This is a genomic window from Nakamurella alba (genome assembly GCF_009707545.1).
GTDB lineage: Bacteria > Actinomycetota > Actinomycetes > Mycobacteriales > Nakamurellaceae > Nakamurella > Nakamurella alba.
In genome coordinates this window covers 1,231,862-1,256,595 of the sequence record NZ_WLYK01000001.1, presented here as the reverse complement: position 1 = coordinate 1,256,595, position 24,734 = coordinate 1,231,862, and the positions used below count along the sequence as shown (strand labels likewise).

The following is a 24,734-nucleotide window of genomic DNA, read 5'->3' as shown; positions in this document are numbered from 1 at the left end:
GGCCCGGGCGGCCCTGTGGTCTCAGGACTGCAGGGCCGCCCGGATCTGATTGGAGGCGCGGAAGCTGTAGCCGGCCAGCGACGGATCACCGAACGCGGTGATGTTCCACATGATCAGGTGCCGCAGGCCGGCCGCCTTGTACCCCTGGATCTGCTCGACGATCTGCTCGGGCGTGCCGCAGAAGGCGTAGTGCCGCACCACCTCCGGCGGGATGCGGTCGATCGCGGCGAGCATCTTCTCCCGCCCCCACTCGGTCGGGATGAAGTCGTGGAAGCCGGACCCGGCCCCCTCCAGCGGCGGCTCGTAGCCGAGGTTCCGGAACACCTCTCCGGGCAGCAGGATGCACAGCGCGCGGACCAACGGATGCTCGGTGAGCCGCTGCAGGGTGGCCTCGTCCGGAGCGACCAGGAAGTAGCCGAGCATGCCCGGGGTGAAGTGCTCCACGTCCCGGCCGGCGTCCTTCGCCGCGGCCCGGATCGTCGCCAGGTGCGTGCGGTACTCGTCGGTGGTGATCTTGGTGGGCAACCAGCCGTCGGCCTTGCGACCGGTCAGCTGCAGCATCCGGGGGCCGTGTGCCGCGGTCCAGATCTCCGGCATCCGGTCGCCGTAGGGGCGGAGGCCGACCACGGCATTGCGCAGCCGGTGGAACTTCCCCTCGTAGTTCACCGGGCCGTCGTTCTCCATCAACAGCCGGAGCACGTCCAGCCCCTCGGACAGTCGGGCCACCGGCTTGTCCCACGGCAGCCCGTACGGGCCGATGTTGAGCTGCTCTCCCGACCCGAGGCCGAGGATCGCCTTGCCACGCGTGACGTGGTCGAGCGTCAGCAGCTGGTTGGCCAGCTGTGCCGGGTGCCGCCGGATGAGATCGGTGACCACCACACCCACCCGGGCGCGCTCCAGCTGCGCGCCGACGGCGGCCATCATGGTCAGCGGGTCGAGCCAGGTGTTCGGATTCGGCTGCGTCGCCGCCAGCGGGGTCAGGTCCTCGGTCCACACCGACTCCGGGTGCCAGCCCATGAGGTGGCACGGCCACCAGACGGCGTCGTACCCGTCGGCCTCGGCCTTCTTCGCGTACTTCACGGCGGCGTCCGCCGGCGGCATGATCTGACCCGGGAGACCGACCTGGAAATCCATGTCGGTATTCTACCAACCAATAGGTAGAGAATGACCAGCGGAGCACCAGCACCGGGAGCCAACATGAAGATCCTGTCCTTCGACCACGTCGGCATCGTCGTACGGTCCCTGCCGGACGCGGTCCGGCTGTACATCGACGTGCTGGGCGGTGAGTTCGTGCACGGCGCCGACGACGACGACCGCGGGATGCGCACCATCCAGCTGATGCTGGGCGGCCGGCGGCTGGAGCTGCTCACCCCGGTGACGCCGGAATGCCACCTGCACCACTTCCTCGACCGGTTCGGCGAGGGCTTCCACCACATGACGCTGCTGGTGCCGGATGTCGAGCAGGCAGCCGCCGAGCTCACCGGGCTGGGCTACGAGGTCGTCGACCCGAACCTCACCGACCCGGAGTGGCGGGAGGTCTACATCCGGCCGCGCAGCGGGTTCGGCACGCTGATCCAGCTCGCCGAGACCGTGCACGACTGGAACCGCCCGCGCGGCACCGAGACCCTCGAGGACGTGCTGGCCGGGCGGGTGCACTGGGACGGTCAGCGGACCGTGGTCCGTTAGGCCCGCCAGGCCTCGAGCACGCGCTCGATCTCGGCGAGCAGCTCGGCCGGCCGGTCGAACATGAGATGGTGCCCGCCGTCCTCGATCCGGCGCACGGTCATCGGACCGTGGTCGGCCTGGCGGTCGACCGCCGCGGCCAGGAACCGGCGGTGCGCGTCGTCGTCGACCACGGCCGACCGGCCGGCGTTGATCACCGCGAGCCGGCACCGGACCAGTGCCAGGGTGGCCAGCAGTTCGTCCGGCCGGTCCGCCGGGTGGTGGGAGAACATCCGCTGGTCGTACTTCCAGCCCCAGCCGTCGCCGCGGTCCCGCACACTGCGCTCGGCGATGAACCGCACCGCCCAGTCCAGGTTGTCCTCCTGCGGCGGCACCGGCCGGAACCGGGACACCGCGACTTCCACGCTGGGATACCGCTTCTCGCGGGCCAGCAGCGCGTCGGAATCGCGGGTGGCGGACTGTGCGACGGGGCCCAGCGGGCTCTCGATCACCACCAGACCGTCGAGCGGGACGTCGGCCACCGCGGCGGCCAGTGCGGTGACCAGACCGCCCATGGAGTGGCCGACCAGCACCGGTGGCCGCCCGCCTCCGGCGACCGCGGCCACCGTCAGCACCTCCTGCGCCCAGAGGTGGAACGTGTAGTCCGGCCGGTGGTCCGAGTCGCCGTGCCCGGTCAGGTCGAGGGCGATCACGTGGAACCGGTCGGCCAGCTGCGGCACGGTCCAGCTCCACCACCAGGCGTGCGCCGCGCCGCCGTGCACGAACACGACCGGCGGCAGGGACGTCTCGCCCCAGGACATCCACCGCACCCGGGCACCGGCCACCGTCGTCGTGTGCTGCCGGTCCGGCTCGGTGATCAGCGACGTCCCCGAACCTGTGGGGCTCACCAGCGGGCACCGATCGGCACCGCCGGGTGGTCGGGGGCCGGGAACCGCTCCTGCACCGGGCGCACCACCTCTGCGCCCAGGCGGGCGATCTGCTCCAGCACCCTGGTCCGGTCCGGACCCCCGGGGAACCGCGGCCGCAGGATCACCTGGTCCACCCCGAACTCGGTGCGGAAGCGCTCGATCTGGTCCCGGCACCGCTGCGGATCGCCGACAACAACATGGTCGAAGAGGTTCTCGACGGTGGCGTCGTCCGGCTCGGTGAAACCCGGGTGGTGCGCGTAGGTGCCCTTCCGCAGGTAGAAGCGCACCTCCTTGAGCAGGTGCCCGCCGAACTCGGCCATGGCCTGTTCGTTCGTATCGGCGACCCAGGCGTCCCGCAGCAGCACCACGTACGGCCGTTTGCCCAGGGCCTCCGCCCGCTCCCGGTAGACACCGACGTGCCGGTTCCAGGTGGCCAGGTCCAGCGGCCCGTTGTCGCACGTCCACGCATCGCCGAGGTCCGCGGCCCGGGCGATCGCCGCCGGGGAGACGTTGCCGCCGCCCCAGATCGGCCAGCCACCGGGCTGGTACGGCGGTGGGGCCAGCAGTCCGTTCGTGGTGTCCCAGTAGCGGCCGTGGAAGTCGAACCGCTCCCCCGGCATCGCCGCCCGCCACAGCGCGAGCGCCTCGGTGTACCGGCCCAGCAGGTGGTCCTGCGGCGCGCCGAACTGGTCCCAGAAGGACGGCAGGAAGCCACGCGAGGCGGTGACGAACAGCCGACCCCGCGACAGCTGGTCGACCACCGCCAGCTGTTCGGCGACCTTGAGCGGATGGGTCAGCGTCGACACCAGGGTGAACGACCCGATGGCCACCCGCTCGGTCTCCCTGGCGAGCACGGTGAGCAGCTGTTCCGGCCCGGGGAAGGCGCAGTCCGCGATGCCGTGCCGGTCCGGGACGGCCAGGGTGTGGAAGCCGGCCTGCTCGGCGGCGACCGCCTCGGCGATCATCCCCTCCATCGCGAGCACCGCGTCCTGCGCGGAACCCCTGGCACCGTAGGCGATCCGGTCGTCGGTGTCGACCAGGAAACCGAGTCTCATGTCGGGAACCGGCTCACGAGTGCTCGGTGAGCGCGCCCTCGCCGAGGAACGCCAGCAGCACCGCGGAGTTGTCCCGCGCGGTGTCCACCGACCCGCTGAAGCTCACCTCGCCACGGGTCATCGCCACCACGTCGTCGGCCACCTCGAGGCCGGCCTCCGCGTTCTGCTCGACCATCAGCACACCGATGCCCTCGTCGGCGAACACCCGGACGCTGCTCAGCACCGTCTCGACCATGGTCGGGGCCAGCCCCATCGACGGCTCGTCCAGCAGCATGTACTTCGGCTTCGAGATGAAGGCCCGGCCGAAGGCGAGCATCTGCTGCTCGCCGCCGGACAGCAGGCCGGCCGGGCCGTTGCGCCGCTCGCGCAGGATCGGGAACATCGAGTACACCCGCTCGAGTCCGCCGGCCACCTCGCTCTTCGGCGCGGTGAAGGCGCCGAGCTGCAGGTTCTCCTCGACCGAGAGCGAGCCGAACACCCGGCGGCCCTCCGGGACCAGCACCAGACCGGCCTGGGCCACCTTGTGCACCGGCCGGGTCTGGATCTCCTGACCCTCCAGCACCACCCGGCCACCGGCCGGCGGGTGCAGCCCGGCCACCGAACGCAGGGTCGTCGTCTTGCCCGCCCCGTTCGCGCCGAGCACCAGGGTGACCCGGCCCGGGGTGACGGTCATGCTCACCCCGCGCACGGCCTCGACCCGGCCGTAGCAGACCGACAGTTCAGCGATCTCCAGCATTGTCCCGCCACTTCCGGCCCAGATACGCGTCCTGGACGGCCTCGTTGCGGACCACCTGACCGGGCGTGCCCTCGGCGATCAGCTTGCCGAAGTTCATCGCCAGGATGTGGTCGCAGGTCTCCACCATCATCTGCACGTCGTGCTCCACCAGCAGCTGTGTCAGTCCCTCCGCGCGGAGTTCCCGCAGCAGTGTGGAGATCTCGGCCCGCTCGGTCTTGTTCATCCCGGCGGTCGGCTCGTCGAGCAGCAGCAGCCGCGGCGACATCGCCAGTGCCCGGGCGATCTCCACGCGCCGCTGGGTGCCGTAGGACAGCTCACCCGGCAGGTGCTCCTCCAGACCCTGCAGACCGGTCCGCGCGATCGCCTCGTCCACGCCCGTGCGTACGCTGCCCGCGCGGGTCGACCGACTGTCGGCACCGAGCTGGATGTTCTCCCGCACGGTGAGTTCCTGCTGCAGCCGCACGGTCTGGAAGGTCCGGGCGACACCCAGTCCGGCCAGCTTCGCCGGTTTGAGCGCTCCGAGGTCCTGGCCGTCGATCTCCAGCCGGCCGCGGGTCAGCGGGATCAGCCGGGTGATGGCCGCCAACAGCGTGCTCTTGCCGGACCCGTTCGGGCCGAGGATGCCGAAGATGCGGCCGGTCTCGAGCGCGAAGGACAGCCCGTCGACCGCCTTCACGCCGCCGAAGTGCACGGCGACGTCGGTGCCGCGCAGCACCACGTCGGTGCGCTGCGGCGCCTCGGTGGTGGCACTCATTTCTCACCTGCCTGGTCCGGGACGAGCTGGGGTACCGCGGCGTCGCCGGCGGCGTCCGCCAGGGCTGCGGGTGCGGTCGTCGCCGCCCGGCGCCGCTGCCCGCGGCGCAGGGCCGCGTCCACGAACAGGCCGTAGATGCCGCGCGGGAACCAGATGACCGCGATCGCCACGACGAAACCGTAGATGACCGCCTGCCACTCGCCGACGAAGGTGAGGATCTCCGGCAGCCAGGTGAAGATCACCGCTCCGATCACCGCCCCCTTCCAGGAGCGGGCGCCACCGACGATGATCATCGTCAGGGCGAGGACCACCAGCGGGAAACCGATCTCGGCCGGACTGACGGTGGTGCGGACCAGCACGCTCAGCGTGCCGGCGCAGCCGCCGAGGGCGCCGCTCACGCCGAAGGCCAGCAGCCGGTAGAAGCCGTTGCTGATGCCGATCGAGGAGGCCAGCTCCGGGTCGTCGCGGACCACGGCGATCCGCCGGGCCAGCTTGCCGTGCTCGGTCGCGGCGACCAGCGCGACGACAACCACCACCAGCGACCACATCTCGACCACACCGAAGGTGGTGATCACGCCGAACAGGCCGTTGGCGCCGCCGGTGAGCGTGCCGCCGTTGGTGGCCAGCACGGTGATGATGAGACAGAAGGCGACGGTCGACATCGCCAGGTAGAGGCCCCGCAATCGTTGCACCAGCACCCCGAGGGCCAGGCTCACCACCGCGCCGACCAGGGTCGCGGCGGCCACCGCCAGGAACGGCGACACGTCCTGGTGGATGATCAGCAGCGCGCCGGTATAGGCACCGAGGCCGAACGCCCCGATGCCGCCGAAGGAGAACACCCCGCAGCGCATCGGGAACTGCACGCTCAGCGCCAGCACGATGGAGACCGCGGTGGTCTGGATCAGGATGATATTGGCGTCGAACCACTGGATCACGTGCGCCGCACCACCTTCCGGCCGAACAGGCCGTTGGGCCGCAGCAGCAGCACGACCAGGATGAGTCCGAAGGACACCGCGTCCACCCAGGTGCCACCGGTGTAGGTCAGGATGCCGGTCTCGGCGAACGCGAGGAAGTAGGCGCCGACCACCACGCCGAGCGTGCTGCCGACACCGCCCAGGATGATCACGGCGAAGGCCTTGATCATCAGGGTGTCGCCGCTCTCCGGGATCATCGCGCCGAGGTTGAAGGTGAAGAGCACCGCGGCCAGCCCGGCCATGCCGCCGGCGACGGCCATGGTCAGGATCGCGAACCGGCGGCGGTCGATCCCCATCATCCCGGCCACCTCGGCGTCGACGCCGATCCCGCGCAGGGCCAGGCCTGCCCGGGCCCGGCGCAGCCACAGGGCCACGCCGGTGCCCAGCACCAGGGCGGTGAGCAGGATGATGATCTGCACGTCGGTGATCCGGACGTCGCCGAGCACGAACAGCTTGACCTGGTGGGTGGTCCCGGTGAAGCCGAACGGGTTGCTCTCCGTCTCCCGCTGGGCCAGGGCCAGCGGGATGCTGGCGATGCCGATGCCGCCGATCAGGATCTGCATCTCGGCGGCCTGCATGTCCTTGGCGCGCTTGATGATCTGCTCGTAGGCGATCACGTGCACACCGACGGACATCACCGCGCCGACCGCCACTCCGATCAGCACCAGCACGATCATCGGCAGCGCAACATGGCTGACCAGCAGGTAGCCGGTGAACGCGGAGAACATGAAGATCGCGCCGTGCGCGAAGTTCAGGATGCCGATGGTGCCCCACGCCAGGCTCAGGCCCAGCGCGAACAGCAGGTAGACGGAGCCGAGGGTGAGGGCACTGATCAGATCGGTGAGCACGGTCGGTTCCCTCCTTCGCCGGTGGTGGTGTGGTCGGAGTGGCGGTGCGGCAACGGCTGTCGGGTCACTTGCCCGCGGCCTCCGCGGCCGTGTAGAGGATCTCGTCCGAGGTCCCGTTCCACTTCACGACCAGCCCGGGGATCTCCAGCGAGTGGTCGACCCAAGGGATGTCGGAACCGAGCACACCGGACCACGGGGTCTTCTCCAGCTCCAGGATGGCGTTCTCGATCGCCTGCCGATCGGCACTGTTCGCGGCCTTGAGCGCCTTCGCGAACATCCACATGGCGTCGTAGGCCTCGGCCGAGTTGTGCAGCGGGTTCGACCGGCCGTACGCGGCGTCGAAGTCCTTGACGAACTTCTGGTTGGCCTCGCTCTTCTCGGCCCAGTTGTACTCGATCGGCCACACCATTCCGGCGCCGGCCTCACCGGCGGGGGCCAGGGTGTCGGTGGCCGCCGGGTTGCCGACCACCTCGCCGGTGTAGCCGGCCTGGCGGAGCTGGGTCATCGCGGTCGCGTTCTGCGCGCCGGTGAGCAGGATGGCGACGCCGTCCGGGTTCCCGCCGAGGATCTGCGAGATCGGGGCACTGAAGTCCTGGGTGGTGGCCTGGGTGGTCACCGAACCGGTGACGGTCATCCCGGCATCGGCTGCCAGCTTGGGCAGCACGTTCTCGCCGACCTCGACGATGCTGGCGGACGCGGCGGTGTAGATGATGCCGATCGACTTCCAGCCGCTGTCCTTGAGGTACTTGCCGATCGCCTGGTAGTAGCTGCCCATCAGCGGGTTCATCCGGTGGGTGTAGTCACCGATGACGACGCCCGGCACACCGGCCTGGGTGAAGATGATCGGGATCTTGCCCTGCTGCGCGACCGGCGCCTGGGCCTGCGCCGAGGAGCCCTCCGGCGCGCCGAAGATCGCCGAGATCTCCTTGTTCGCCACGGCCTGGGAGACGAAGGTGGCCGCGATCTGCGACTTGGCCTGGGTGTCCTGCAGGGTGAGGTCGATCGTGGTGTCACCGAGGAACTTCTGCTCGTTGATCTCCTTGACCGCCATCTCGAAGCCCTGGTTGGCGGCGACGCCCGCGTAGGCGATGACCCCGGTGGACGGTGTGGTGGCGACGACCTTGACCACCGAGGGCAGGCCCGTCGCCGGAGCTGCGGAGGCGCCACCGCCCGACTCGGCCGAGCTCCCGGTCCCGCAGGCCGTGAGGCCCACCATTGCTGCGATGACCACTGCACCCCAACGCATGTGCTGTCGGGAAGCGGGCGATCCGATCACTGTTCCTCCTGAGGTCGGCTCTGACCAGACTGTTGACCAACAACACTTATCTACCGGTTGTTTGGTGGTTCACTGTAGCGACGCAGACCACACCGGGCAAGGGGGCGCAGGGAAACCCGGGACGGCCGGCAGGTGATCCGGCGGGGCTCAGCCGGGCAGCAGGACCTCGGCCGTGCCGGTCACCAGCACCGCACCGGTGTCCTCACTGCGGAGCTCGACGGCACACCCGGCGACCCGCAGGTCGCCCTCGGCCGCGATCCGGGTGACGACGCCGGTGGCGACCAGCACATCGCCGGCCAGCACCCGGCCGGCGAAGCGCACCGTCAGTCGCCGGACGGCGGCGGCGTCACCGGTCCAGGCGAGCAGCAGGTTGTGGACGTAGGAGAGATTGAGCGGGCCCTGGTTGACCACCCGGTCGCCGATCCCCAGCTCCCGGCAGACCTCCGGGTCGAAGTGGATCGGGTTGGGGTCGCGCAGCAGTGCGGCCATCGTCTTCATCCGCTCCGCGGAGACCAGGCCGGGGCGCCACTCCGGCAGCCGGGTGCCGACCGCGACCTCTCCGTCGATCACCGGGCACCGCCGCGCGGGCACATCAGGGTGTCGACGAGGGTGCCGACCGGTTCGCCGTCGGCGGCGGTGATGCCGTGCTCGACGGTGAGCAGGTCGAAGGTGCCGCTGCGGCCGGACTTCCGGTCCACCGCGGTGATCCGGCTGGACACGGTCACCGTCTCCCCCACCCGCAGCCCCCGGAGCTGTCGCACGTCCGTGCCGGCGATCATCGGACCGTCCTCCATGGCGCAATGGGCGAGGGCGAACAGCCCCTCGACGGTGTAGCCGACCCCGCGCATCCCGGCGACGAACATCAGCATCGGATGCGCCGTGCCGGGGGCCAGCGCGGACCGCACGTCCGGAGTGGCAGCCGTGCAGTCGGTGAACAGCCACGACTCGTAGCCCTCGATCCGGAACTCGCCGTCCGGCAGCTCGGTGGCGAGCAGTTCGGCCCGCAGCTCGTCGATCCCGATCATGGGGTTAAGCTACCAACCGATCGGCAGATTGGCACCGTCGCCCCACGATCCGAGAGCGGAGTCCCATGAACATCTTTCCCGGCAGGTTCACCGACCGCGTGCTGTTCGCCACCGGAGCCGCCTCCGGTATCGCGCAGGCCGCGGCGACCCGTTGGACCGCCGAGGGCGGCCGGGTCGCGGTGGTCGACCTGGACCAGGCCCGTGCCGACGCCGCGGCCGCGGAGCTGCCGGGCGCGATCGGCCTCGCCGCGGACGTCTCCGACCAGGACTCGGTGCGTGCCGCCGTCGACGCGGCCGTGGCGCAGCTGGGCCGGATCGACGGCGTGCTGAACGCCGCCGGGCACGTCGACTTCGGCGACTTCGACACCTACGGCTACGACACCTGGCGCCGCACCATGGATGTGCACGCGGGCGGGGCCTTCCTGGTGACCCAGGCCGCGGCCCCGGCGCTGCGGGCGTCCGGCTCCGGGGCGGTGGTGAACGTGGCCTCGATCGCGGCGCTCACCGCACAGCCGGGCAACTTCGCCTACGGCGCCGCCAAGGCCGCCGTCATCGGCTTCACCCAGCAGATCGCCCTGGACCTGGCGCCGGACATCCGGGTCAACGTGGTGATCCCCGGCCGCACCCGCAGCGGAATGACCACCCCGCTGTACACGGCGCGTGGCAACGGCGACTACGCCGCCGGCGCCGCGATGTCCGCCGACCGGAACATGCAGGGCCGGGTCGCCGAGCCCGAGGAGCTCGCCGCCGCCATCCTCTTCCTGCTCTCCACCGACGCCTCCTTCGTCACCGGCTCCGGCCTCGTCGTCGACGGCGGCGAGATCCTGATGTGACGGTGGGTGCGCCGGTCTGAGATCAGCTGCGCCCGAGGAACATCCGCTCGGGGGTGCTGCCCGGCGCCCACCACAGCACCGACGACACCGTGCCGTTGCCGGTGAAGGCGCCGATCGCGGCGCGGTACGGCGACGGCTTGGCGGCGTTGCCCGTCGGCACCACGGTCGACCCGCCGTTGAACCGCCACAGCCCGACGGCGCCGGCGTCGTCGCGGGTGAGCAGGACGTCGCTGCCGGTGGTGTGCAGCACGCCCTCGATGAAGGCGTCGGGCTGCCGGGCCTTGCGGGAGGTGTGGCTGCCGTCGGTGGCGAAGGTCCAGACGTTGGCGGTGGTCCCGCTGCCGAGGAACAGGACGTCGTCGGCCGCGCCGTCGTCGAGATCCCCGGCGATCGCCACGTAGTTGCCGATGATCGGCGCCGGGTCGGCGCGGAACCGGGTGGAGCCGGTGGAGGTGGGGATGCCCAACCAGATGAGATCGCCGGTGCCGGGCCCGGTCCAGAGGATGTCGGCGCGGCCGTTGCCGTCGAAGTCACCGGCCGTCGGCGAGAGCCCGGCCGGGCGGGTCACGGTCCGGCTCGCCACGGTCAGCGCTCCACCGGCCGGCCAGGTGTAGCTCAGGATGCGGCTGGTGCCGGCCGATCCGCCGTCGAGGAACAGGTCGGTCTTGATCCCGGCCCGGTTCCCGGTGATCGGACGCGGCGTGCTGGTCCAGCCGGTGGTGTCGACACGGGTGGTGGCGTAGGTCCGGCCGGCGATGTCGAACCGCCACATCGACGCCGCCGCGCCCTTCTTCGGCGGGGTCCAGATGATCTCGTCCCGGCCGTCGCCGACGAAGTCGCCGACCGAGATGCCGTACCCGGCACCGGCGATCGGGATCGACGTCGAGGTGAACGCACCGTTGCCGAGCGAGCGCCACAGGTGGCTGGTGCCGCCGGCGTAGGCGTACCAGAGGATGTCGTCGGTCGGTCCGCCACCGAAGTCGCCGATGATCGGCACGTACCCGGAGCCGTTGACCTGGGTGGCGGGGACCTCGGTGAAGTACCCCGCCGCCGCCTGTGCCGGCGCCGGTGTCGCGGCCGCCGCAATCGGTGGCAGCAGTGCGGCGACCAGCGACACGGACGCGGCGACGACTGCGCGGATCGGGCGGCGAAGGCGAGATGTCATGCGGGACTCCGGATTCAGGACGGGACTCGGGTACGGGTGAGTGCGACCTCCGCCACCACGGTGAGCAGCAGGACGCCGGCGGCGAGATGGACCGGTGCACCGGTGAAGGTGCAGGCGAGGACGATCACGGCGGCGACCGGGACGACGATCCGGACCCGCCGGTCCTGCAGCGCGCCGAGCCGTAGCGCGGCCAGCGACAGCAGGTAGACGGCGATCGGCACGGTCACCGCGCCGGCCGCGATGGCGGAGGTGAGCAGGTGCTCCCCCTCCGCCGCGGGCGCGGCGTGCTCGAGGTCGTAGGTCACCGAGAGGGCCAGACCCGCCCCGACGGCCGCGCCGGCGGCGTAGACGAAGTAGTGGCCGTAGCCCCAGAGCAGGGAGCTGCCGAGCCCGGCCAGCCGGTGGGTGTCGGTGTCCTGGTCGAAGTACAGCCACCAGAGCGCGAACAGGATGACCAGCGCCGCGGCGCCGAGACCGATGAACGAGCCGGGCGAGTCGCTCTCGTCGATCCCCGTGCGGACGGCGACGGTCGCCGCCAGCACGGCCTCCCCCAGCACGATCACCGTCAGCAGTCCGTACCGCTCGGCGATGTGGTGCGGGTGGTAGCGCGTGGTGTTGCCCCGTTCGGCGAACGCCGGAACGGCCAGGTCCAGCGCCACCAGCACCAGGAACGAGGCCACGCCCAGCGAGTCGGGCAGCAACAACCGCAGCATCCAGCCTGCTTGCACCACGGTGATCCCGGCCGCGTACTTCAGTGCCGTCGAGCGGTGCACCGGGTCGCCGGCCGCCGCGCGCAGCCACTGGGCCACCGTGCCGAGCCGCATCACCAGGTAGCCGAAGGTGATCACGGTGAAATCGCCGTTCTCCACCGCGTTCCCCACGCCTGCGGCGAGCACCAGCGACCCGGCGATCTGCACCAGCACGACGACCCGGTAGGGCACGTCGTCGGTGTCGTAAGCGGAGGCGAACCAGGTGAAGTTCATCCACGCCCACCAGATGGCGAAGAAGACCATCAGGAAGGACCCGATGCCGTACCAGACATGCGCGTGGTGCAGCTGGCCCTCGAGCGCGAGCGCCGCCTGGGCCACCGCGACCACCGTGCAGAGGTCGAACAGCAGCTCCAGCGGGGTGGACACCCGGTGCGACTCGTCCGGGCGCCGCCCGTTCATCGGCCGGTACCAGGACCTCCGTGCCGTCGCGTGATCGCTCATCGTCCGCCCATCAGCTCCTCGTCACGGTGGGCACCCACCTGATCACCCGTCCCGGCCAACCTAACCGCCGAGGCCCGCCGCGCCCCGGAGGCCGCACCCCGACACTTCCGCCGCTGTGGTCGGACCACTAGGGTTCGCTGTGGTCGGACCACGCAATCCGTTGCAGGCCCCGACCCCGTGCGCACCGCACACCAGAGCACCGGCGGACCCCCGCCGGCCCGGCCGAGCTAAGGAAGAGAACGGCATGTACGAGGACCTCAAGGGCAAGGTCGCCATGGTCACCGGTGGGGCCCGCGGGCTCGGCCTGCAGATGGCCACGGCGCTGGCGTCGCAGGGCGTGGACGTCGCCCTGCTGGACCTGCTGCCCCAGGTGTCGGAGAGCGCGACCGCGCTGGCCGCCGAGAAGGGCGTCCGCAGCATCGGTCTCGTCACCGATGTGACCTCCGAGGACTCCCTGAAGTCCGTCACCGACACCGTGGTCGCCGAGCTCGGCACCCCGTCGATCCTGGTCAACGCCGCCGGCATCACCATCTGGGGCGACTCGGTCGACGTGTCCGCCGCCGAGTGGCGCAAGGTGCTCGACGTCAACCTGACCGGCACCTTCCTGACCAGCCAGGCCTTCGCCCGCGCCGTCTTCGCCGCCGAGGGCTCGGGGGCGATCGTCAACATCTCGTCGATGTCGGCGATCGTGGTCAACATCCCGCAGCGGCAGGCCTCCTACAACGTGTCCAAGGCCGGTGTCGACCACCTGACCCGTTCGCTCGCCGTCGAATGGATCGGGAAGGGCATCCGGGTCAACGCCATCTCCCCCGGCTACTTCCGCTCCGACATGACCAAGCAGTTCCTGGAGACCAACGAGGATCTCGGCAAGTACTGGAACTCGCTGGTGCCCGCGGGCCGCATGGGCGAGCCCGCCGACCTCGACGGCCTGGTCACCTTCCTGGCCTCGGACGTGTCCAAGTACATCGTGGGTGAGTCCGTCGTCATCGACGGCGGCTACTCGATCGTCTGAGGGAGATTCTCGCTGTGCAGGAAGATCTCTCGGGCAAGGTCGCGCTCGTCACCGGCGGCGGTTCGGGCATCGGGCTGGCCTCGGCCCGCTCGCTGTCCGAGGCCGGCGCGACCGTGGTGCTCGCCGGGCGCACCGAGTCGAAGCTGCGGGACGCGGCCGCCGGTCTTCCCGGACCGACACACGTCGTGGTGCAGGACATCTCGGCCAGCGACGCGGGTGACAAGCTGGTCGCCGCGGCGATCGGTGCGGCGGGGAGCCTGGACATCGTGCTGGCGAACGCCGGACTGTACCTGCCCGGGGACATCTGGGACAGCGCGCCGGATGACATCGACCGGCTGATCTCGACCAACGTCTCCGGCCTGATCCAGACCGTGCGGGCCGCGGTCATCGCGCTGCGCGCCGCCGGGACCGGCGACATCGTCGTGACCAGCTCGGTGTCCGGGTACCAGGCCATCCACTGGGAGCCGGTCTACTCCGCCTCGAAGCACGCGGTGCAGGCCTTCGTGCACGGGGTGCGCCGCCAGCTGCAAGGATCCGGGGTCCGGATCGGTTCCGTGGCACCGGGTGTCGTGCTCAACGACCTCTGGCAGGTGACCTCCGAGGAGGAGATCGCCGCGAAGGTGGCCTCCGGTGACGGCGTCCGCTCCGAGGACGTGGCCGACGCGGTCCTCTTCATGCTCACCCGTCCCCGTCACGTCCAGATCCGCGACCTGGTCATCCTCCCGGTGAACCAGCCGATCTGAGGTCGGGTCCGCCGCCGACTGGACCGCGGTTGCTCCGTTCGTTGGCCGAAAATCCGTGCGACAGACGGATTTCCGGCCAACGAATGGTCCGGGTCAGCCGAGGTTCTCTTCCGTCACGGTCCTTTCAGCTACACGGACTGTAGGCAGAAGGCCCGGGAACTCGAGAACTGCCGCCCAACAACGCAAGCGGCCGACTCCGCACGCCTCGTCCCTGCGCAGTTCCCGGTCCTGCCAGGGAACTACAGCTTGGGCACCCCACACCCGCCAACGGCGCAGGTCCCCGCCTTCTGGTCGCGGCTTCCCGATCGTGGACCGCGAACCGTAACCCACACCCACCAACGGCCGGAGCGGCGGCTCCGGGGATCAGAAGTCCCCGAAGTCCCCGCCGCCGAAGTCCCCACCGAAGTCGGAGCCCCCGCCGAAGTCGCCGCCGTAGTCCCCGCCGCTGTAGTCCCCACCCTGGTCGCCGTAGTCACCGGAGCCGTCGCCGGATCCGTAGTCCCCCGACCCGTCGCCACCGGCGTCCTGCAGGCCCTGGTCGTAGCCGGCGTCGTAGGCCCAGGCGCCGCCCATCCCGGCCATGCCGGCGAAGAGGGTGGAGGCGACGAGGTAGGTGCCGACGCCCCAGGCGCCGGCGACCAGCGCCGGCTTCCACCAGGGCTCGGAGTACCAGCCGCGAGGCACCGGCTTTCCGGCGACCATGCCACCCGGGTAGTAGTTCGGGGTCCGGTCGGACGGCTGCGGGGAGGCCTCGTAGCCGTGACCCTCGACCTCGACGCTGCGGTCCTCGGTGACCTGGCCGGCCTGCTGCTGGCCGGGGATCGGCGGCAGGGCCGGGCCGGGGTCCATACCGAGCGCCGTGCGCGCGGCGCCGATGAAGTAGAGCCCTTCGTAGGCGGTCTGCTGGGCCAACCGGTACTGCTGCACCGAGGTGGCCTGGTCCACCTGCGATCCGGCAGCGGTGTAGCGCTCGGACGCGTCGGCCAGCGCCTGCCGGGCGGCCTTGTCGTCGCCCGGGTCGATGGCATAGACCTGCCCGCCGAGCCGCTCGACCCAGCGGCGCGCCTCGGCCTGGGCATCCGCCAGTTCCTGGGCACGGTTGGTCCCGCCCCGCCGCACCGTGTAGAGGATGCCCAGCACGATCAGCACACCCAGCACGATCCAGATCACCGTGGACACCGTTATCAGCACCTTCCGTGTCGCGTCGTCCGTTCGTGTCGTGAACGAACGAGGACCCGATGGTGTTCCGCGGGCGTGAAGTACCGGTCGTTCAGCGGCGACGGCGACGCCGCCGGGTGCCGTTCACCGAGCGGCCGATCGCCCCGCCGAGCGCCGCTCCGAAGGCACCGACGAACGCGCTGACCGCCGGACTGCCGAGCAGCCCGCCCAACCCACCGCCACCGGCCGACGGCACCGGAGGAGCCACGTACGGATCAGGCGCGACCGGGTAGAAGGTCGTCGCGTTGGGGTTGTCCCAGGTCGGCGACGGCAGCTCCACCGGGGGCAGCGCATCTCCCGAGATCGCCGGCCCAGGGGCCGCGACCGCGGGAACTGGAGCAGCAGGCACCGGAACAGGGGCTGGGGCAGGGGCAGGGGCAGCAACCGGAGCAACAACAGCCTCGGGTTCCGTTGCCGCAGCAGCGATCCGGCCGGTCAGCATCTCGTAGGCCGACTCCCGGTCGACGGCGGTGCCGTAGGTCGCCAGCAGCGGGGACGCGGCCACGGTGGCGTCGATCGCGGCGGTGTCGGTGGGTGCCATCCTGGAGCGTGGCGGCCGGATCCGGGTCCAGGCGACCGGCGTCGGCGCGCCACGTTCGTCGAGCACGGTGACGATCGCCTCGCCGATGCCCAGGGAGGTCAGCGCGCTGCTCAGGTCGTAGTCGTCGGTGACCGGATAGGTCCGCACGGTCGCGGCCAGCGCCTTCTGGTCGTCCGGGGTGAACGCGCGCAGCGCGTGCTGGACCCGGGCGCCGAGCTGGGACAGCACCGGCCCGGGCACGTCGGTGGGCTGCTGGGTGCAGAAGAAGACGCCGACCCCCTTGGACCGGATCAGCTTCACCGTCTGCGCGATCGCCGTCAGGAACGCCTTCGACGCGTCCGCGAACAGCAGGTGCGCCTCGTCGAACAGGAACACCAGCTTCGGCTTGTCCAGGTCACCGGCCTCCGGGAGCTCCTCGAAGAGCTCGGCGAGCAGCCACATCAGGAACGTCGAGTACAGCTGCGGCCGGGTCTGCAGTTCGGCCACCTCCAGCAGCGACACCACGCCGCGACCGTCCGGACCCACCCGGAGCAGATCGGCCACCTTCAGCTCCGGCTCGCCGAAGAAGGTGTCGCCGCCCTGGGCCTCCAGGTTCGTCACCGCACGCAGGATGACGCCGGCCGTCGAGCGGGACACCCCGCCCAGTTCCTGCAGGTCGGCCTTCCCCTCGTCGCTGGTCAGGTGCATGATCACCGACCGCAGGTCCTTGATGTCCAGTAGCGGCAGCCCGCGCTGGTCGGCCCAGTGGAAGATCAGGCCGAGGGTGGACTCCTGGGTGTCGTTGAGCTCGAGCACCTTGGACAGCAGCAGCGGACCGAACGAGTCGATGGTCGCCCGGATCGGCACACCGGGGCCCTGGCCGGCCAGGCAGAAGTACTCCACCGGGTAGGCGGCGGCGCTCCAGTCGGCCCCGGTCTCGGCCGCCCGGGCGGTGATCTTCGCGCCGGGCTCGCCGGCGGTGGCGAGCCCGGTCAGGTCGCCCTTGATGTCCGGCAGCAGCACCGGTACGCCGGCGTCGGCCAGCTGCTCCGCGATCACCTGGAGTGTCTTGGTCTTGCCCGTGCCGGTCGCCCCGGCCACCAGCCCGTGCCGGTTCATCATCGCCAGCGGGATCCGCACCCGGGCTTGCGGGTCGACCTGACCTCCGAGCACCACCGTCCCCAGCTCGACCGCCGGGGTGTCGGTCCGGTAGCCCGCGGCGATCTCCGCGGCGCGCCCAGGTGCAGCAGGTTCGGTCATCGTCCGGCCTTCCGAGGAGGGGATGCTGGGCTCACCCTAAGCACGCGTCGGTGCCCGGGGGAGGTCCGCGCGGCGATAGGGTCGCGGGGTGACGGACAGACTGGTGTGGATCGACTGCGAGATGACCGGCCTCGATCTGGGGAACGACGCGCTCATCGAGATCGCCGCGCTGGTGACCGACGGGAACCTCAACATCCTCGGCGAGGGCGTCGACGTGGTGGTGCACGCCTCGGACGAGAAGCTCGCTGCGATGCCGCCGGTGGTCGAGGAGATGCACGCGAAGTCGGGCCTGACCGAGGAGGTGCGGGCGTCGGCCGTGACCCTGCAGGAGGCCGAGCAACTGGTCCTGGCGTATGTGAAGCAGCACGTCCCGGACGCGAGAAGTGCGCCGCTGGCAGGGAACTCGATCGGCACCGACCGTGGGTTCATCTCGCGGGACATGCCGGAGCTGGACGGCTACCTGCACTACCGGATGATCGACGTCTCCTCCATCAAGGAGCTCACCCGGCGCTGGTACCCGAAGGTCTACTTCTCCCAGCCGGCCAAGGGCATGGCGCACCGTGCGCTGGCGGACATCAAGGAGTCGATCCGCGAGCTCGCCTACTACCGCGGCACCGTCTTCGTGCCGCAGCCCGGCCCGACCTCGGAGCAGGCGGTCGCGGTCGCCACCTCCCTGGGCTGATCCGGGCTTGACCCTGACACGGTGACAAGGCCTTCACTGCCGGTGGAGGTGGTCAACGATGTCGGACAGGACCCAGGAAACAGCCCTGCACCACGGCGACCCGTCGGTGCGGCTGCGCGCGGCGCTGGCGATCGGTACCGTCGCGGATCCGTCGGCGGCCGGCGAGCTGCTTGCCCGGTGTGCCGTCGAACCCGATTTCCAGGTGCGCGAGATGCTCACCTGGGCGTTGACCCGACTGCCCGCCGATGTCACCCTGCCCGGACTGCTCACCGCGCTCCGGTCGCCGACCTCCCAGGAACGCAGCCAGGCGCTGCACACCTTCGGCAAGATCGGTGACCGCCGGGCCTGGCCGGCGATCACCAAGGAACTGCTCACCGATCCGGACGACGCCGTCGCGACCGCGGCCTGGCGGACCGCTGTGCTCCTGGTCCCCGACGACGGCCGTTCCGCACTGGCCACGATCCTGGGCGGCCGACTCGGACGCGGCGAGCTGTCGACCCGGCGCAGTCTGAGTCGGGCGCTGGTCGTGCTCGGCGAGGATGCCGACGCAGCAATCGATCTCGCCCTGACCGACCAGGACCCAGCCGTACGGGAGCACGCCGCGGCGACCCGGGCCCTGCATCGGGACCCGGAGTCCGGGTTCGCGGTCTCGGAGGCGCAGCGGGTGCACCTGACCGGCGGAGGATGATCGTCCGGTGTTGATCGGTGATGTCGCCCGCAGGTCCGGGGTCAGCGCGCGCATGCTCCGCCACTACGAGTCGCTGGGCCTGCTGCGTCCGGACGGCCGGACCGGCGCCGGGTATCGCGAGTACACCGAGGGCGACCTGGCCCGGATCCTGCACATCGAGGGGCTGCGGTCGCTGGGGCTGTCGCTGCGCGAGGTCGGGCGGGCGATGGACGATCCGGGGTTCGTCCCGTCGGAGCTGGTGGAGTCACTGCTCCGACGGACCCGCGACCGGATCGCCGCGGAGACCGAGTTGCTCACCCGCCTGGAGCGGATCCGAGCCAGCGGTCCGGCCGAGTGGGACGACGTGCTGCGGACCGTGGCCCTGCTGCGGTCGTTGGGATCCGAGCGCCCCGACGACCGGCTCCGCGCCGCGCTGTCCGTGTCCGATTCCGACGCCGGGAGCGCCGGGGCACTGACCGAGGCGGTGCTCGCCGAGCAGGAGCCGAACGTGGCCGGAGCGCTCCGCTGGGCGCTCGCCCGTTCCGGCGACGGCGGTCTGGCCGCCCTGGCCACTGCACTCGACGCCGACAACCCCGCAGTCGCGGGCAGAGCCGTGGAAGCCCTTGCCGCACTGCCCGACGGCATCGCCGACGACCCGCTGCGGCAGGCGCTGCACCACGACGAGGCCGACATCCGCCGGCGGGCCGCCCTCGCTCTCGGCAGTCGCGGCGGACCCGCGGTGGTCGGCATTCTCGTCGGCATGGTGCTCGACGGGATCGACGACGTCGACGCCGCCGATGTCCTGGCCGCGCTGGCGGCAGATCCGGGCATCGCGGGGAAGGTGACGACGGCGTTCGAGCACGCGATCCCCGCCGGCGACAGCACGGTGAAGCGCCGCATCGCCCAGGCGCTCACCGAGATCCCCGGTCATGCGGCCGACCGGATCTTGAACGGTCTGGCGGCCGACGACGATCACGGGGTCGCCGTCACCGCCGGCTATGCGCTCCGACTGCGCGCCGGATCGGGCTGAGCCCTATGCCGGAGGCGTGCAGCCGCCGGAGATCCCGGCCGCCTCCAGAGTGGCCATGGTGGCGTCGGTGATCACCTGCCCGAGCTGCGCGCCCTTCAGCGGCGCGGACGGCAGGTCGACAGGCGACCCCGTCGACCCGGCCAGCGACGCGAGATCCCAGACCCCGGTGCCGTCGTCGGTGGTCAGCACGCCGGCGCCGGTCCAGGCCAGCTGCTGCAGGCGGAGCGGGTTGGTCCGGGCGTTCCGGGCGGACTGCTGCAGCGCGTCGAACACCACGCCGGCCCAGCGGGTCCGCTCCCCCGCCCCTGCCGCCTCGCTGTCGGCCACCCAGGTCCCGTCGATCAGCTGCTCACCGTGCCGCGAACGCACCAGGGCGAGAGCCTGGACGCCGCTGAGCGTCTGCCGGCCGGCGGTGTCGAGCTGCAGACCGGACCACTTGTCCCGCAACGGGTACGGGATGTCGACGGTGACCCCACCGACGGCGTCGACCACGGCGGCGAACCCGGCGAAGTCGATGATCGCGAGGTGGTCGATGCCGATGCCGAGGGAGCGGCAGAGCGCGTCGGTGAGCGCCTGCGGTCCGCTGTCCAGGGTGAGGGCGAGCCGGATCGGGCCGCCGGTGGCGCTGCGCAGGATCAGGTCGCGCGGTACCGACAGCGTGGTGGACCGGCCGTCCGCGGTGGTGTGCACGACCAGGACGACATCGGCGCGCTCACCCGGCACCTCGACCGTCCCGCCGAAGGAGTCCTGCGCCGTGCCGGCCGGGATGTCGGCCCGCGAGTCGGACCCGACGATGACGAAGGTGGTGCCGGAGGCGGGCGGGACCAGACGGACGGCGACGTGCTGGACCCGGCCGAGGATCAGCAGGCCGTCGACGACCAGCGCCAGCACCAGCACGGCGACGACCAGCCCGGCCCGTTTCCACCACTTCGCCGGCGACGAGACCATCCGGACGTACCAGGGTCGGCCGGCGCGGTGCCGCCCGTGCTTCCTGGTGCTTTCGGTCACCGGCCCACTCTGTCATCCCGGTCCGTGATCCCGGGTCAACGAGAACGGCGGGGCACCGGAGATCCGGTGCCCCGCCGTTGCGAGGGCCTTGCTGTCGGTCAGATCAGCGGGTCGAGGTCAGCTGACGGACCGACGGCGGGCCAGAGCCAGAGCGGCGCCGCCGACGAGCACCAGGCCGACACCCCAGGAGGCGATGCCGAGCGAGTCGACGCCGGTCGCGGCCAGGTCAGGTCCGCTGCCGCCGCCGGAGCTACCGCCACCGCCGGTGCCACCGCCGCCGGCGGATGCGGCCAGCACGTAGATGTCGGCCGAGACGGACAGTCCACTGGTCACACCGTCGAGGGTGATGGTGTGCGCACCGACCTCGGCATCCGTCGGGATGGTGACGGTGCCGGCCACGGCGCCCGAGGCGTCGGCGATGAACGAGCCGAGCACGATCGGGGTGCTGTGCAGGGTGACCGTCACGGTCTCGTCCGGGTAGAAGCCGGCGGCCGTGATGTCGAGGGCGCCGCCCTGCGAGACCTCGTCACCGGACAGGTAGATCGTCATGTCGCCGGCTTCCGCACAGGCATCCGCGGCCGAGGCCGGGTACTCGTACGGGTCGACCGAGTCCAGGGACTCCCCGTCCGGGCCGGTCAGGTAGAAGCCCACGCCCGGGGCCTCTTCCCGCGCCGGCTCGGTGATCACCCAGGTGACGACCGTGGTCTTGTCGGCCGCGGTCGGCGTGAACGTGATGGTGTCGACCACGTCGCCGTCGTCGTAGACGTCGAGCTTGTAGGTCACCGGATCGCCGGTGGCGATCGGGATGTCGACCTTGCAGCCGGCCCGGGTGATGTCGCCGATGGTGCCGCTCGGGGTGAGCTGCACGACGGTGAGCGTCGCCGGGGTGTACTCGTAGGAGTCCGTGTAGCGGTCACAGGCGGCGACCACGATGTAGCTGCCGGCCGTGGCGGAGGCGGTGGTCGTGGTGCTCCACGAACCGTCCGCGGCGGGTTCGACGGCGATGAGGTCCGAACCGTCGCCCGGGTCGACGATGACCTGGGTGACGCCCGGGCCGCTCGCCGTACAGCCGGTGCCCGAGACCTCGTACGAGGCACCGGGAGCCAGCGTGCTGGGCGTGAGTGTGATGGTCCCCGGGGCCGCCGCTGAGGCAGTACCCACGAGACCGAACATTCCGATGAGGCTGGCGGCAGCGACCGCTGCCAACCGGCGGGACATGTGCACTGAAGTCCTCCTGGTGGGACCGGGAGAGCAGCACTGCACCCGGCCGAATTCCCCGACACCTTGTGAACGCGCTGAGACTATGGGGCTTTCGTTCGGCCCGTCAAGAATGTGTGAAATCTGCTCACCGGCGTGTCTCGCGAGGTTCCGAAGTCGATCTTCGCAGATCAGGGCATACGGGTGAAACAGGACGGAATCCGTGCGGCGGAGGCGTGACGGCGTGACGGAACGTGTCCCTTTACCTCGCGGTTGCGGCGCCGGATCGTCGCGGCGTCAGGCCGTGGAACGGCAACAGGGCCCCGGATCTCTCCGGGGCCCTGTCGACGTGGGGCGAGCGACGGGACTCGAACCCGCGACCACCGGCACCACAAGCCAGTGCTCTACCAGCTGAGCTACGCCCGCCATGACTGTCACCAGCCACCCGGATTTCCGGGCGGCCAATACTAACCCGAGCGGCGGCCTGCTCCCGACCACTTTGCGGTCAGGTGAAGTAGTCCATGCCCATCGCGCGCCGCACCTGCCCGAGGATGTCGTTGGCCGTGGCGTTGGCCTCGGCCGTCCCGGCCAGCAGCACCCCGGTGAGGTAGGCCGGGTCCGCGGCGAGCTCGGCCCGGCGCGCCCGGATCGGCGCGAGCAGATCGTTCACCGCGTCGGTGACGGTGTCCTTGAGCACCTTCGACCCGCCCGTCCCGATGGTGGCCGCGAGCACCTCCGGCGTGATCCCCAGCGCGCAGGCGCCGATCGCCAGGAGTGCCGACACCCCGGGCCGCTCCTCCGGTTCGAAGGTGATGTCGCGCCGGGCGTCGGTCACCGAGCGACGCAGGATCGCGGCCGTCTCGTCGGCGGTGGCGCCGAGCGGCACGGTGTTGCCACGGGACTTCGACATCTTCTCCCCGTCGGTGCCGAGCAGCAGCGGGACCTCGGACAGCAGGGCATCCGGTTCGGCGAACACCGGCCCGTACCGCTCGGTGAAGCGACGGGCGATGACCCGGGTGATCTCCAGGTGCGGCAGCTGATCGCGGCCCACGGGCACGAGAGTGCCTCCGCTGCCGAGGATGTCGGCAGCCTGATGGATCGGGTAGGTGAGCAGCAGCCCGGACAGCGCGCGGCCGGACGCGGCCAGCTCGGCCTTGACCGTCGGGTTACGCCGGATCTCCGCATCACTGACCAGGGACAGGAACGGGACCAGCAGCTGGTTCAGCGCCGGCACCGCGGAGTGCGGGAAGATCACCGTGCGGTCCGGGTCGAGCCCGACCGCCAGGTAGTCGGCGACCAGGCCGAGGACACGCTCGCCGACGGGGCCGGGCAGATCGCGGTCGGTGATCACCTGGTAGTCGGCGACCACGATCGTGATCGGCACGCCCAGCTGCTGCAGCCGGACCCGGTTGAGCAGGCTGCCGAAGAGGTGCCCCAGGTGCAGCGGACCGGTCGGCCGGTCGCCGGTGAGTACCCGGAACTCCTGTGGTGCCACGGCGATCCGGGCATCGATCTCCGCAGATCGGCGGACCGCGGTGTCGATGCCGTCGTGGTCCGCGGCGGGGCTGTGGGTGAGGCTCATGGTGTGCTCCTGGGGGTTCACCGCTCACCGAGAGACGACAGCACAACACCGGCCACTGGGAGAGCGGCCGGGGGTGGGGTGGGTTCGACGAAGGGCGGCCGCGTCAGGCGGTCCGCCACCAGTTCCGCAATGCGGTGGTCGTCGTGTTCATGATGTCTGCACGCTAGCACCGCGACCGTCCGCGCGGCCCCGCACCGCCCCTGACCAGACGATTTCCTCCCGACCTCCCCCACCCTGTAAAGTTCTCTCCCGTCGCCCGCACGCGGTCGGCAGGCGCCATTAGCTCAATTGGCAGAGCAGCTGACTCTTAATCAGCGGGTTCGGGGTTCGAGTCCCTGATGGCGCACGCAGCCAGTACAGCCCCCGTCCGGATCACGGACGGGGGCTGTTCCCGTTCCGGGTCCGCCAGGCTGCCGTCCTCGTAGGCTCCGCCGGTGACGACCTTCGTGCGCTTCCAGAGCGCGAGCCCGAACCGGCACGGCCGGTGGCCCGGGATCTTCGCGATGGCCAACGGTCTCGCGCAGGAGGGCATGCTGTCCCCCGCCGACGCCACCTGGCTGCGCGAGGCGAACGACAGCGCCAACGAGGCCTACCCGGACCCGACGACGGTCGCGCCGGACTGCTACGACCGCACCACGAACCCGGGTGCCCGTTCCTGGTTCCGCGCCTACGCGACACTCCTGCTCGACATGGTGCCGCCGTACCTGGACCTCCTCGACCGGTACGGGATCGGCTGGACCGAGCTCCGGACGAGCAGTCCGGGGCGGATCACCTACCAGGACGAGGTCCAGGTGGTCGCCGTCCCGCAGTCCCACCCGGCCGACTGGCCGTTCCCGACCTCCACTCCGGCGACCGACATCGCGACGCTGGTCATCGAGTGCACGGACGCGGCACCGATGGTCGACTTCTACGCAGCACTCGGCGCGGTCCCGCACGCCCGGTTCCCCAACGCCTTCCTGCTGGGCGGGTTGACCCTGTCCTTCCAGGAGCGCCCGGACCACCGACGACCGAGCTGGCCGGACCCGGCGGTGCAGCCGCAGTTGCATCTGGACTTCTTCGCCGACGACATCGAGGCGACCGCCGCAGACCTGGTGAGCCACGGCGGACAACTGCCCGAGCACCAGCCGCACCGCACGGACGGACTGATCGTCATCCTCGATCCCGCCGGCCACCCCTGCTGCATCGGCACCCGCCTCTGACGGCCAGCACAGCACTTTCGAGTAAGGCAACCCTTCATCAGACATCTCACATCGCCGCACTTCGCCGCATGTCGATCTTTCAAATGACTAAGGGCGTCCTTACTCTTTCACTCGTTCGTGTCCCCACAGAAAGGTCACAGATGAGTGC

At 70.9% G+C, this 24,734-nt stretch carries 25 protein-coding genes and 2 tRNA genes; 9 read left to right on the top strand and 18 right to left on the bottom strand.

All coding sequences use genetic code 11. From position 1 onward, the window contains the following. Positions 1-21 precede the first annotated feature (21 nt). Positions 22-1,134: an LLM class flavin-dependent oxidoreductase gene (locus GIS00_RS05625; protein ID WP_154767284.1), complete on the bottom strand. Its 1,113-nt coding sequence runs from the start codon at positions 1,132-1,134 to the stop codon at positions 22-24. A 63-nt stretch (positions 1,135-1,197) separates the two neighbouring features. Between GIS00_RS05625 and GIS00_RS05620 the strand changes: the two genes are divergently transcribed. Then, positions 1,198-1,686, top strand: coding sequence for a VOC family protein (locus GIS00_RS05620; RefSeq protein WP_196073130.1), 489 nt, complete (start codon positions 1,198-1,200; stop codon positions 1,684-1,686). Here GIS00_RS05620 and GIS00_RS05615 read toward each other — a convergent pair. The 9 genes from GIS00_RS05615 to GIS00_RS05575 form a co-directional block, all read right to left on the bottom strand. Further along, positions 1,683-2,570 (bottom strand): alpha/beta fold hydrolase, encoded by an 888-nt coding sequence (locus GIS00_RS05615; RefSeq protein WP_154767282.1) that lies wholly within the window; start codon positions 2,568-2,570, stop codon positions 1,683-1,685. The genes GIS00_RS05620 and GIS00_RS05615 overlap by 4 nt on opposite strands. Then, the gene (locus GIS00_RS05610; RefSeq protein ID WP_154767281.1) at positions 2,567-3,646 is read right to left on the bottom strand and encodes an LLM class flavin-dependent oxidoreductase; all 1,080 of its coding nucleotides are present in this window, start codon (positions 3,644-3,646) and stop codon (positions 2,567-2,569) included. Before GIS00_RS05610 ends, GIS00_RS05615 begins: the two co-directional genes overlap by 4 nt. 13 nt (positions 3,647-3,659) lie before the next feature. Beyond that, entirely contained in the window at positions 3,660-4,382 is a 723-nt protein-coding gene (locus tag GIS00_RS05605) for an ABC transporter ATP-binding protein (protein WP_154767280.1), read from the bottom strand. After that, a complete protein-coding gene (locus GIS00_RS05600) occupies positions 4,366-5,136 on the bottom strand; it encodes an ABC transporter ATP-binding protein (protein ID WP_154767279.1) in 771 nt (256 codons plus the stop codon). Before GIS00_RS05600 ends, GIS00_RS05605 begins: the two co-directional genes overlap by 17 nt. After that, positions 5,133-6,071, bottom strand: a complete 939-nt coding sequence (locus tag GIS00_RS05595) for a branched-chain amino acid ABC transporter permease (RefSeq protein WP_322097551.1) — start codon at positions 6,069-6,071, stop codon at positions 5,133-5,135. Before GIS00_RS05595 ends, GIS00_RS05600 begins: the two co-directional genes overlap by 4 nt. Next, complete coding sequence (locus tag GIS00_RS05590; RefSeq protein WP_322097550.1) at positions 6,068-6,958, bottom strand: branched-chain amino acid ABC transporter permease; 891 nt, start codon at positions 6,956-6,958, stop codon at positions 6,068-6,070. Before GIS00_RS05590 ends, GIS00_RS05595 begins: the two co-directional genes overlap by 4 nt. A gap of 64 nt (positions 6,959-7,022) precedes the next feature. Then, positions 7,023-8,204, bottom strand: coding sequence for an ABC transporter substrate-binding protein (locus GIS00_RS05585; RefSeq protein ID WP_154767278.1), 1,182 nt, complete (start codon positions 8,202-8,204; stop codon positions 7,023-7,025). Positions 8,205-8,381: 177 nt separating this feature from the next. Beyond that, complete coding sequence (locus GIS00_RS05580) at positions 8,382-8,804, bottom strand: MaoC family dehydratase (RefSeq protein WP_154767277.1); 423 nt, start codon at positions 8,802-8,804, stop codon at positions 8,382-8,384. Further along, positions 8,801-9,259, bottom strand: coding sequence for an FAS1-like dehydratase domain-containing protein (locus GIS00_RS05575; protein WP_154767276.1), 459 nt, complete (start codon positions 9,257-9,259; stop codon positions 8,801-8,803). The genes GIS00_RS05580 and GIS00_RS05575 overlap by 4 nt, the downstream gene beginning before the upstream one ends. 65 nt (positions 9,260-9,324) lie before the next feature. On the opposite strand from GIS00_RS05575, the gene GIS00_RS05570 reads away from it, so the two are divergent. Beyond that, positions 9,325-10,092, top strand: a complete 768-nt coding sequence (locus GIS00_RS05570; RefSeq protein ID WP_154767275.1) for an SDR family NAD(P)-dependent oxidoreductase — start codon at positions 9,325-9,327, stop codon at positions 10,090-10,092. A 22-nt stretch (positions 10,093-10,114) separates the two neighbouring features. Here the strand turns inward: GIS00_RS05570 and GIS00_RS05565 are convergent, their stop codons facing one another. Together GIS00_RS05565 and GIS00_RS05560 are read right to left on the bottom strand one after the other, a co-directional pair. After that, positions 10,115-11,257, bottom strand: coding sequence for an FG-GAP repeat domain-containing protein (locus GIS00_RS05565; protein ID WP_154767274.1), 1,143 nt, complete (start codon positions 11,255-11,257; stop codon positions 10,115-10,117). Between the two features lie 14 nt (positions 11,258-11,271). Next, entirely contained in the window at positions 11,272-12,468 is a 1,197-nt protein-coding gene (locus GIS00_RS05560; RefSeq protein WP_154767273.1) for a low temperature requirement protein A, read from the bottom strand. Between the two features lie 244 nt (positions 12,469-12,712). On the opposite strand from GIS00_RS05560, the gene GIS00_RS05555 reads away from it, so the two are divergent. Next, positions 12,713-13,480, top strand: coding sequence for an SDR family NAD(P)-dependent oxidoreductase (locus GIS00_RS05555; RefSeq protein ID WP_154767272.1), 768 nt, complete (start codon positions 12,713-12,715; stop codon positions 13,478-13,480). A gap of 14 nt (positions 13,481-13,494) precedes the next feature. Continuing rightward, the gene (locus tag GIS00_RS05550; RefSeq protein WP_322097549.1) at positions 13,495-14,223 is read left to right on the top strand and encodes an SDR family oxidoreductase; all 729 of its coding nucleotides are present in this window, start codon (positions 13,495-13,497) and stop codon (positions 14,221-14,223) included. Between the two features lie 363 nt (positions 14,224-14,586). On the opposite strand, the gene GIS00_RS05545 is transcribed toward GIS00_RS05550, so the two are convergent. After that, the gene (locus GIS00_RS05545; RefSeq protein ID WP_322097548.1) at positions 14,587-15,402 is read right to left on the bottom strand and encodes an acetolactate synthase large subunit family protein; all 816 of its coding nucleotides are present in this window, start codon (positions 15,400-15,402) and stop codon (positions 14,587-14,589) included. A gap of 91 nt (positions 15,403-15,493) precedes the next feature. Next, positions 15,494-17,221 (bottom strand): helicase HerA-like domain-containing protein, encoded by a 1,728-nt coding sequence (locus GIS00_RS05540; protein WP_154767270.1) that lies wholly within the window; start codon positions 17,219-17,221, stop codon positions 15,494-15,496. Positions 17,222-17,309: 88 nt separating this feature from the next. On the opposite strand from GIS00_RS05540, the gene orn reads away from it, so the two are divergent. From orn to GIS00_RS05525, 3 genes are read left to right on the top strand one after another with little or no spacing between them, the layout of a single operon-like run. Then, positions 17,310-17,903 carry an oligoribonuclease gene (gene orn / locus GIS00_RS05535; protein WP_322097547.1) on the top strand — a complete coding sequence of 198 codons (594 nt, stop codon included), beginning with the start codon at positions 17,310-17,312 and terminating at the stop codon, positions 17,901-17,903. A 58-nt stretch (positions 17,904-17,961) separates the two neighbouring features. Continuing rightward, a complete protein-coding gene (locus GIS00_RS05530) occupies positions 17,962-18,591 on the top strand; it encodes a HEAT repeat domain-containing protein (RefSeq protein WP_154767269.1) in 630 nt (209 codons plus the stop codon). A gap of 7 nt (positions 18,592-18,598) precedes the next feature. Beyond that, complete coding sequence (locus tag GIS00_RS05525; protein WP_322097546.1) at positions 18,599-19,600, top strand: MerR family transcriptional regulator; 1,002 nt, start codon at positions 18,599-18,601, stop codon at positions 19,598-19,600. A gap of 3 nt (positions 19,601-19,603) precedes the next feature. Here the strand turns inward: GIS00_RS05525 and GIS00_RS05520 are convergent, their stop codons facing one another. The 4 genes from GIS00_RS05520 to trpS form a co-directional block, all read right to left on the bottom strand. Then, complete coding sequence (locus GIS00_RS05520; RefSeq protein WP_154767268.1) at positions 19,604-20,608, bottom strand: LCP family protein; 1,005 nt, start codon at positions 20,606-20,608, stop codon at positions 19,604-19,606. A gap of 117 nt (positions 20,609-20,725) precedes the next feature. Beyond that, the gene (locus GIS00_RS05515) at positions 20,726-21,769 is read right to left on the bottom strand and encodes a hypothetical protein (protein WP_154767267.1); all 1,044 of its coding nucleotides are present in this window, start codon (positions 21,767-21,769) and stop codon (positions 20,726-20,728) included. A gap of 386 nt (positions 21,770-22,155) precedes the next feature. Further along, positions 22,156-22,231: transfer RNA gene (locus tag GIS00_RS05510), tRNA-His, on the bottom strand. A gap of 79 nt (positions 22,232-22,310) precedes the next feature. Further along, a complete protein-coding gene (gene trpS / locus GIS00_RS05505) occupies positions 22,311-23,387 on the bottom strand; it encodes a tryptophan--tRNA ligase (protein WP_154767266.1) in 1,077 nt (358 codons plus the stop codon). A 273-nt stretch (positions 23,388-23,660) separates the two neighbouring features. On the opposite strand from trpS, the gene GIS00_RS05500 reads away from it, so the two are divergent. Beyond that, positions 23,661-23,733, top strand: a tRNA-Lys gene (locus GIS00_RS05500). Between the two features lie 88 nt (positions 23,734-23,821). After that, positions 23,822-24,586, top strand: coding sequence for a VOC family protein (locus GIS00_RS28330; protein WP_196073129.1), 765 nt, complete (start codon positions 23,822-23,824; stop codon positions 24,584-24,586). Positions 24,587-24,734 lie beyond the last annotated feature (148 nt).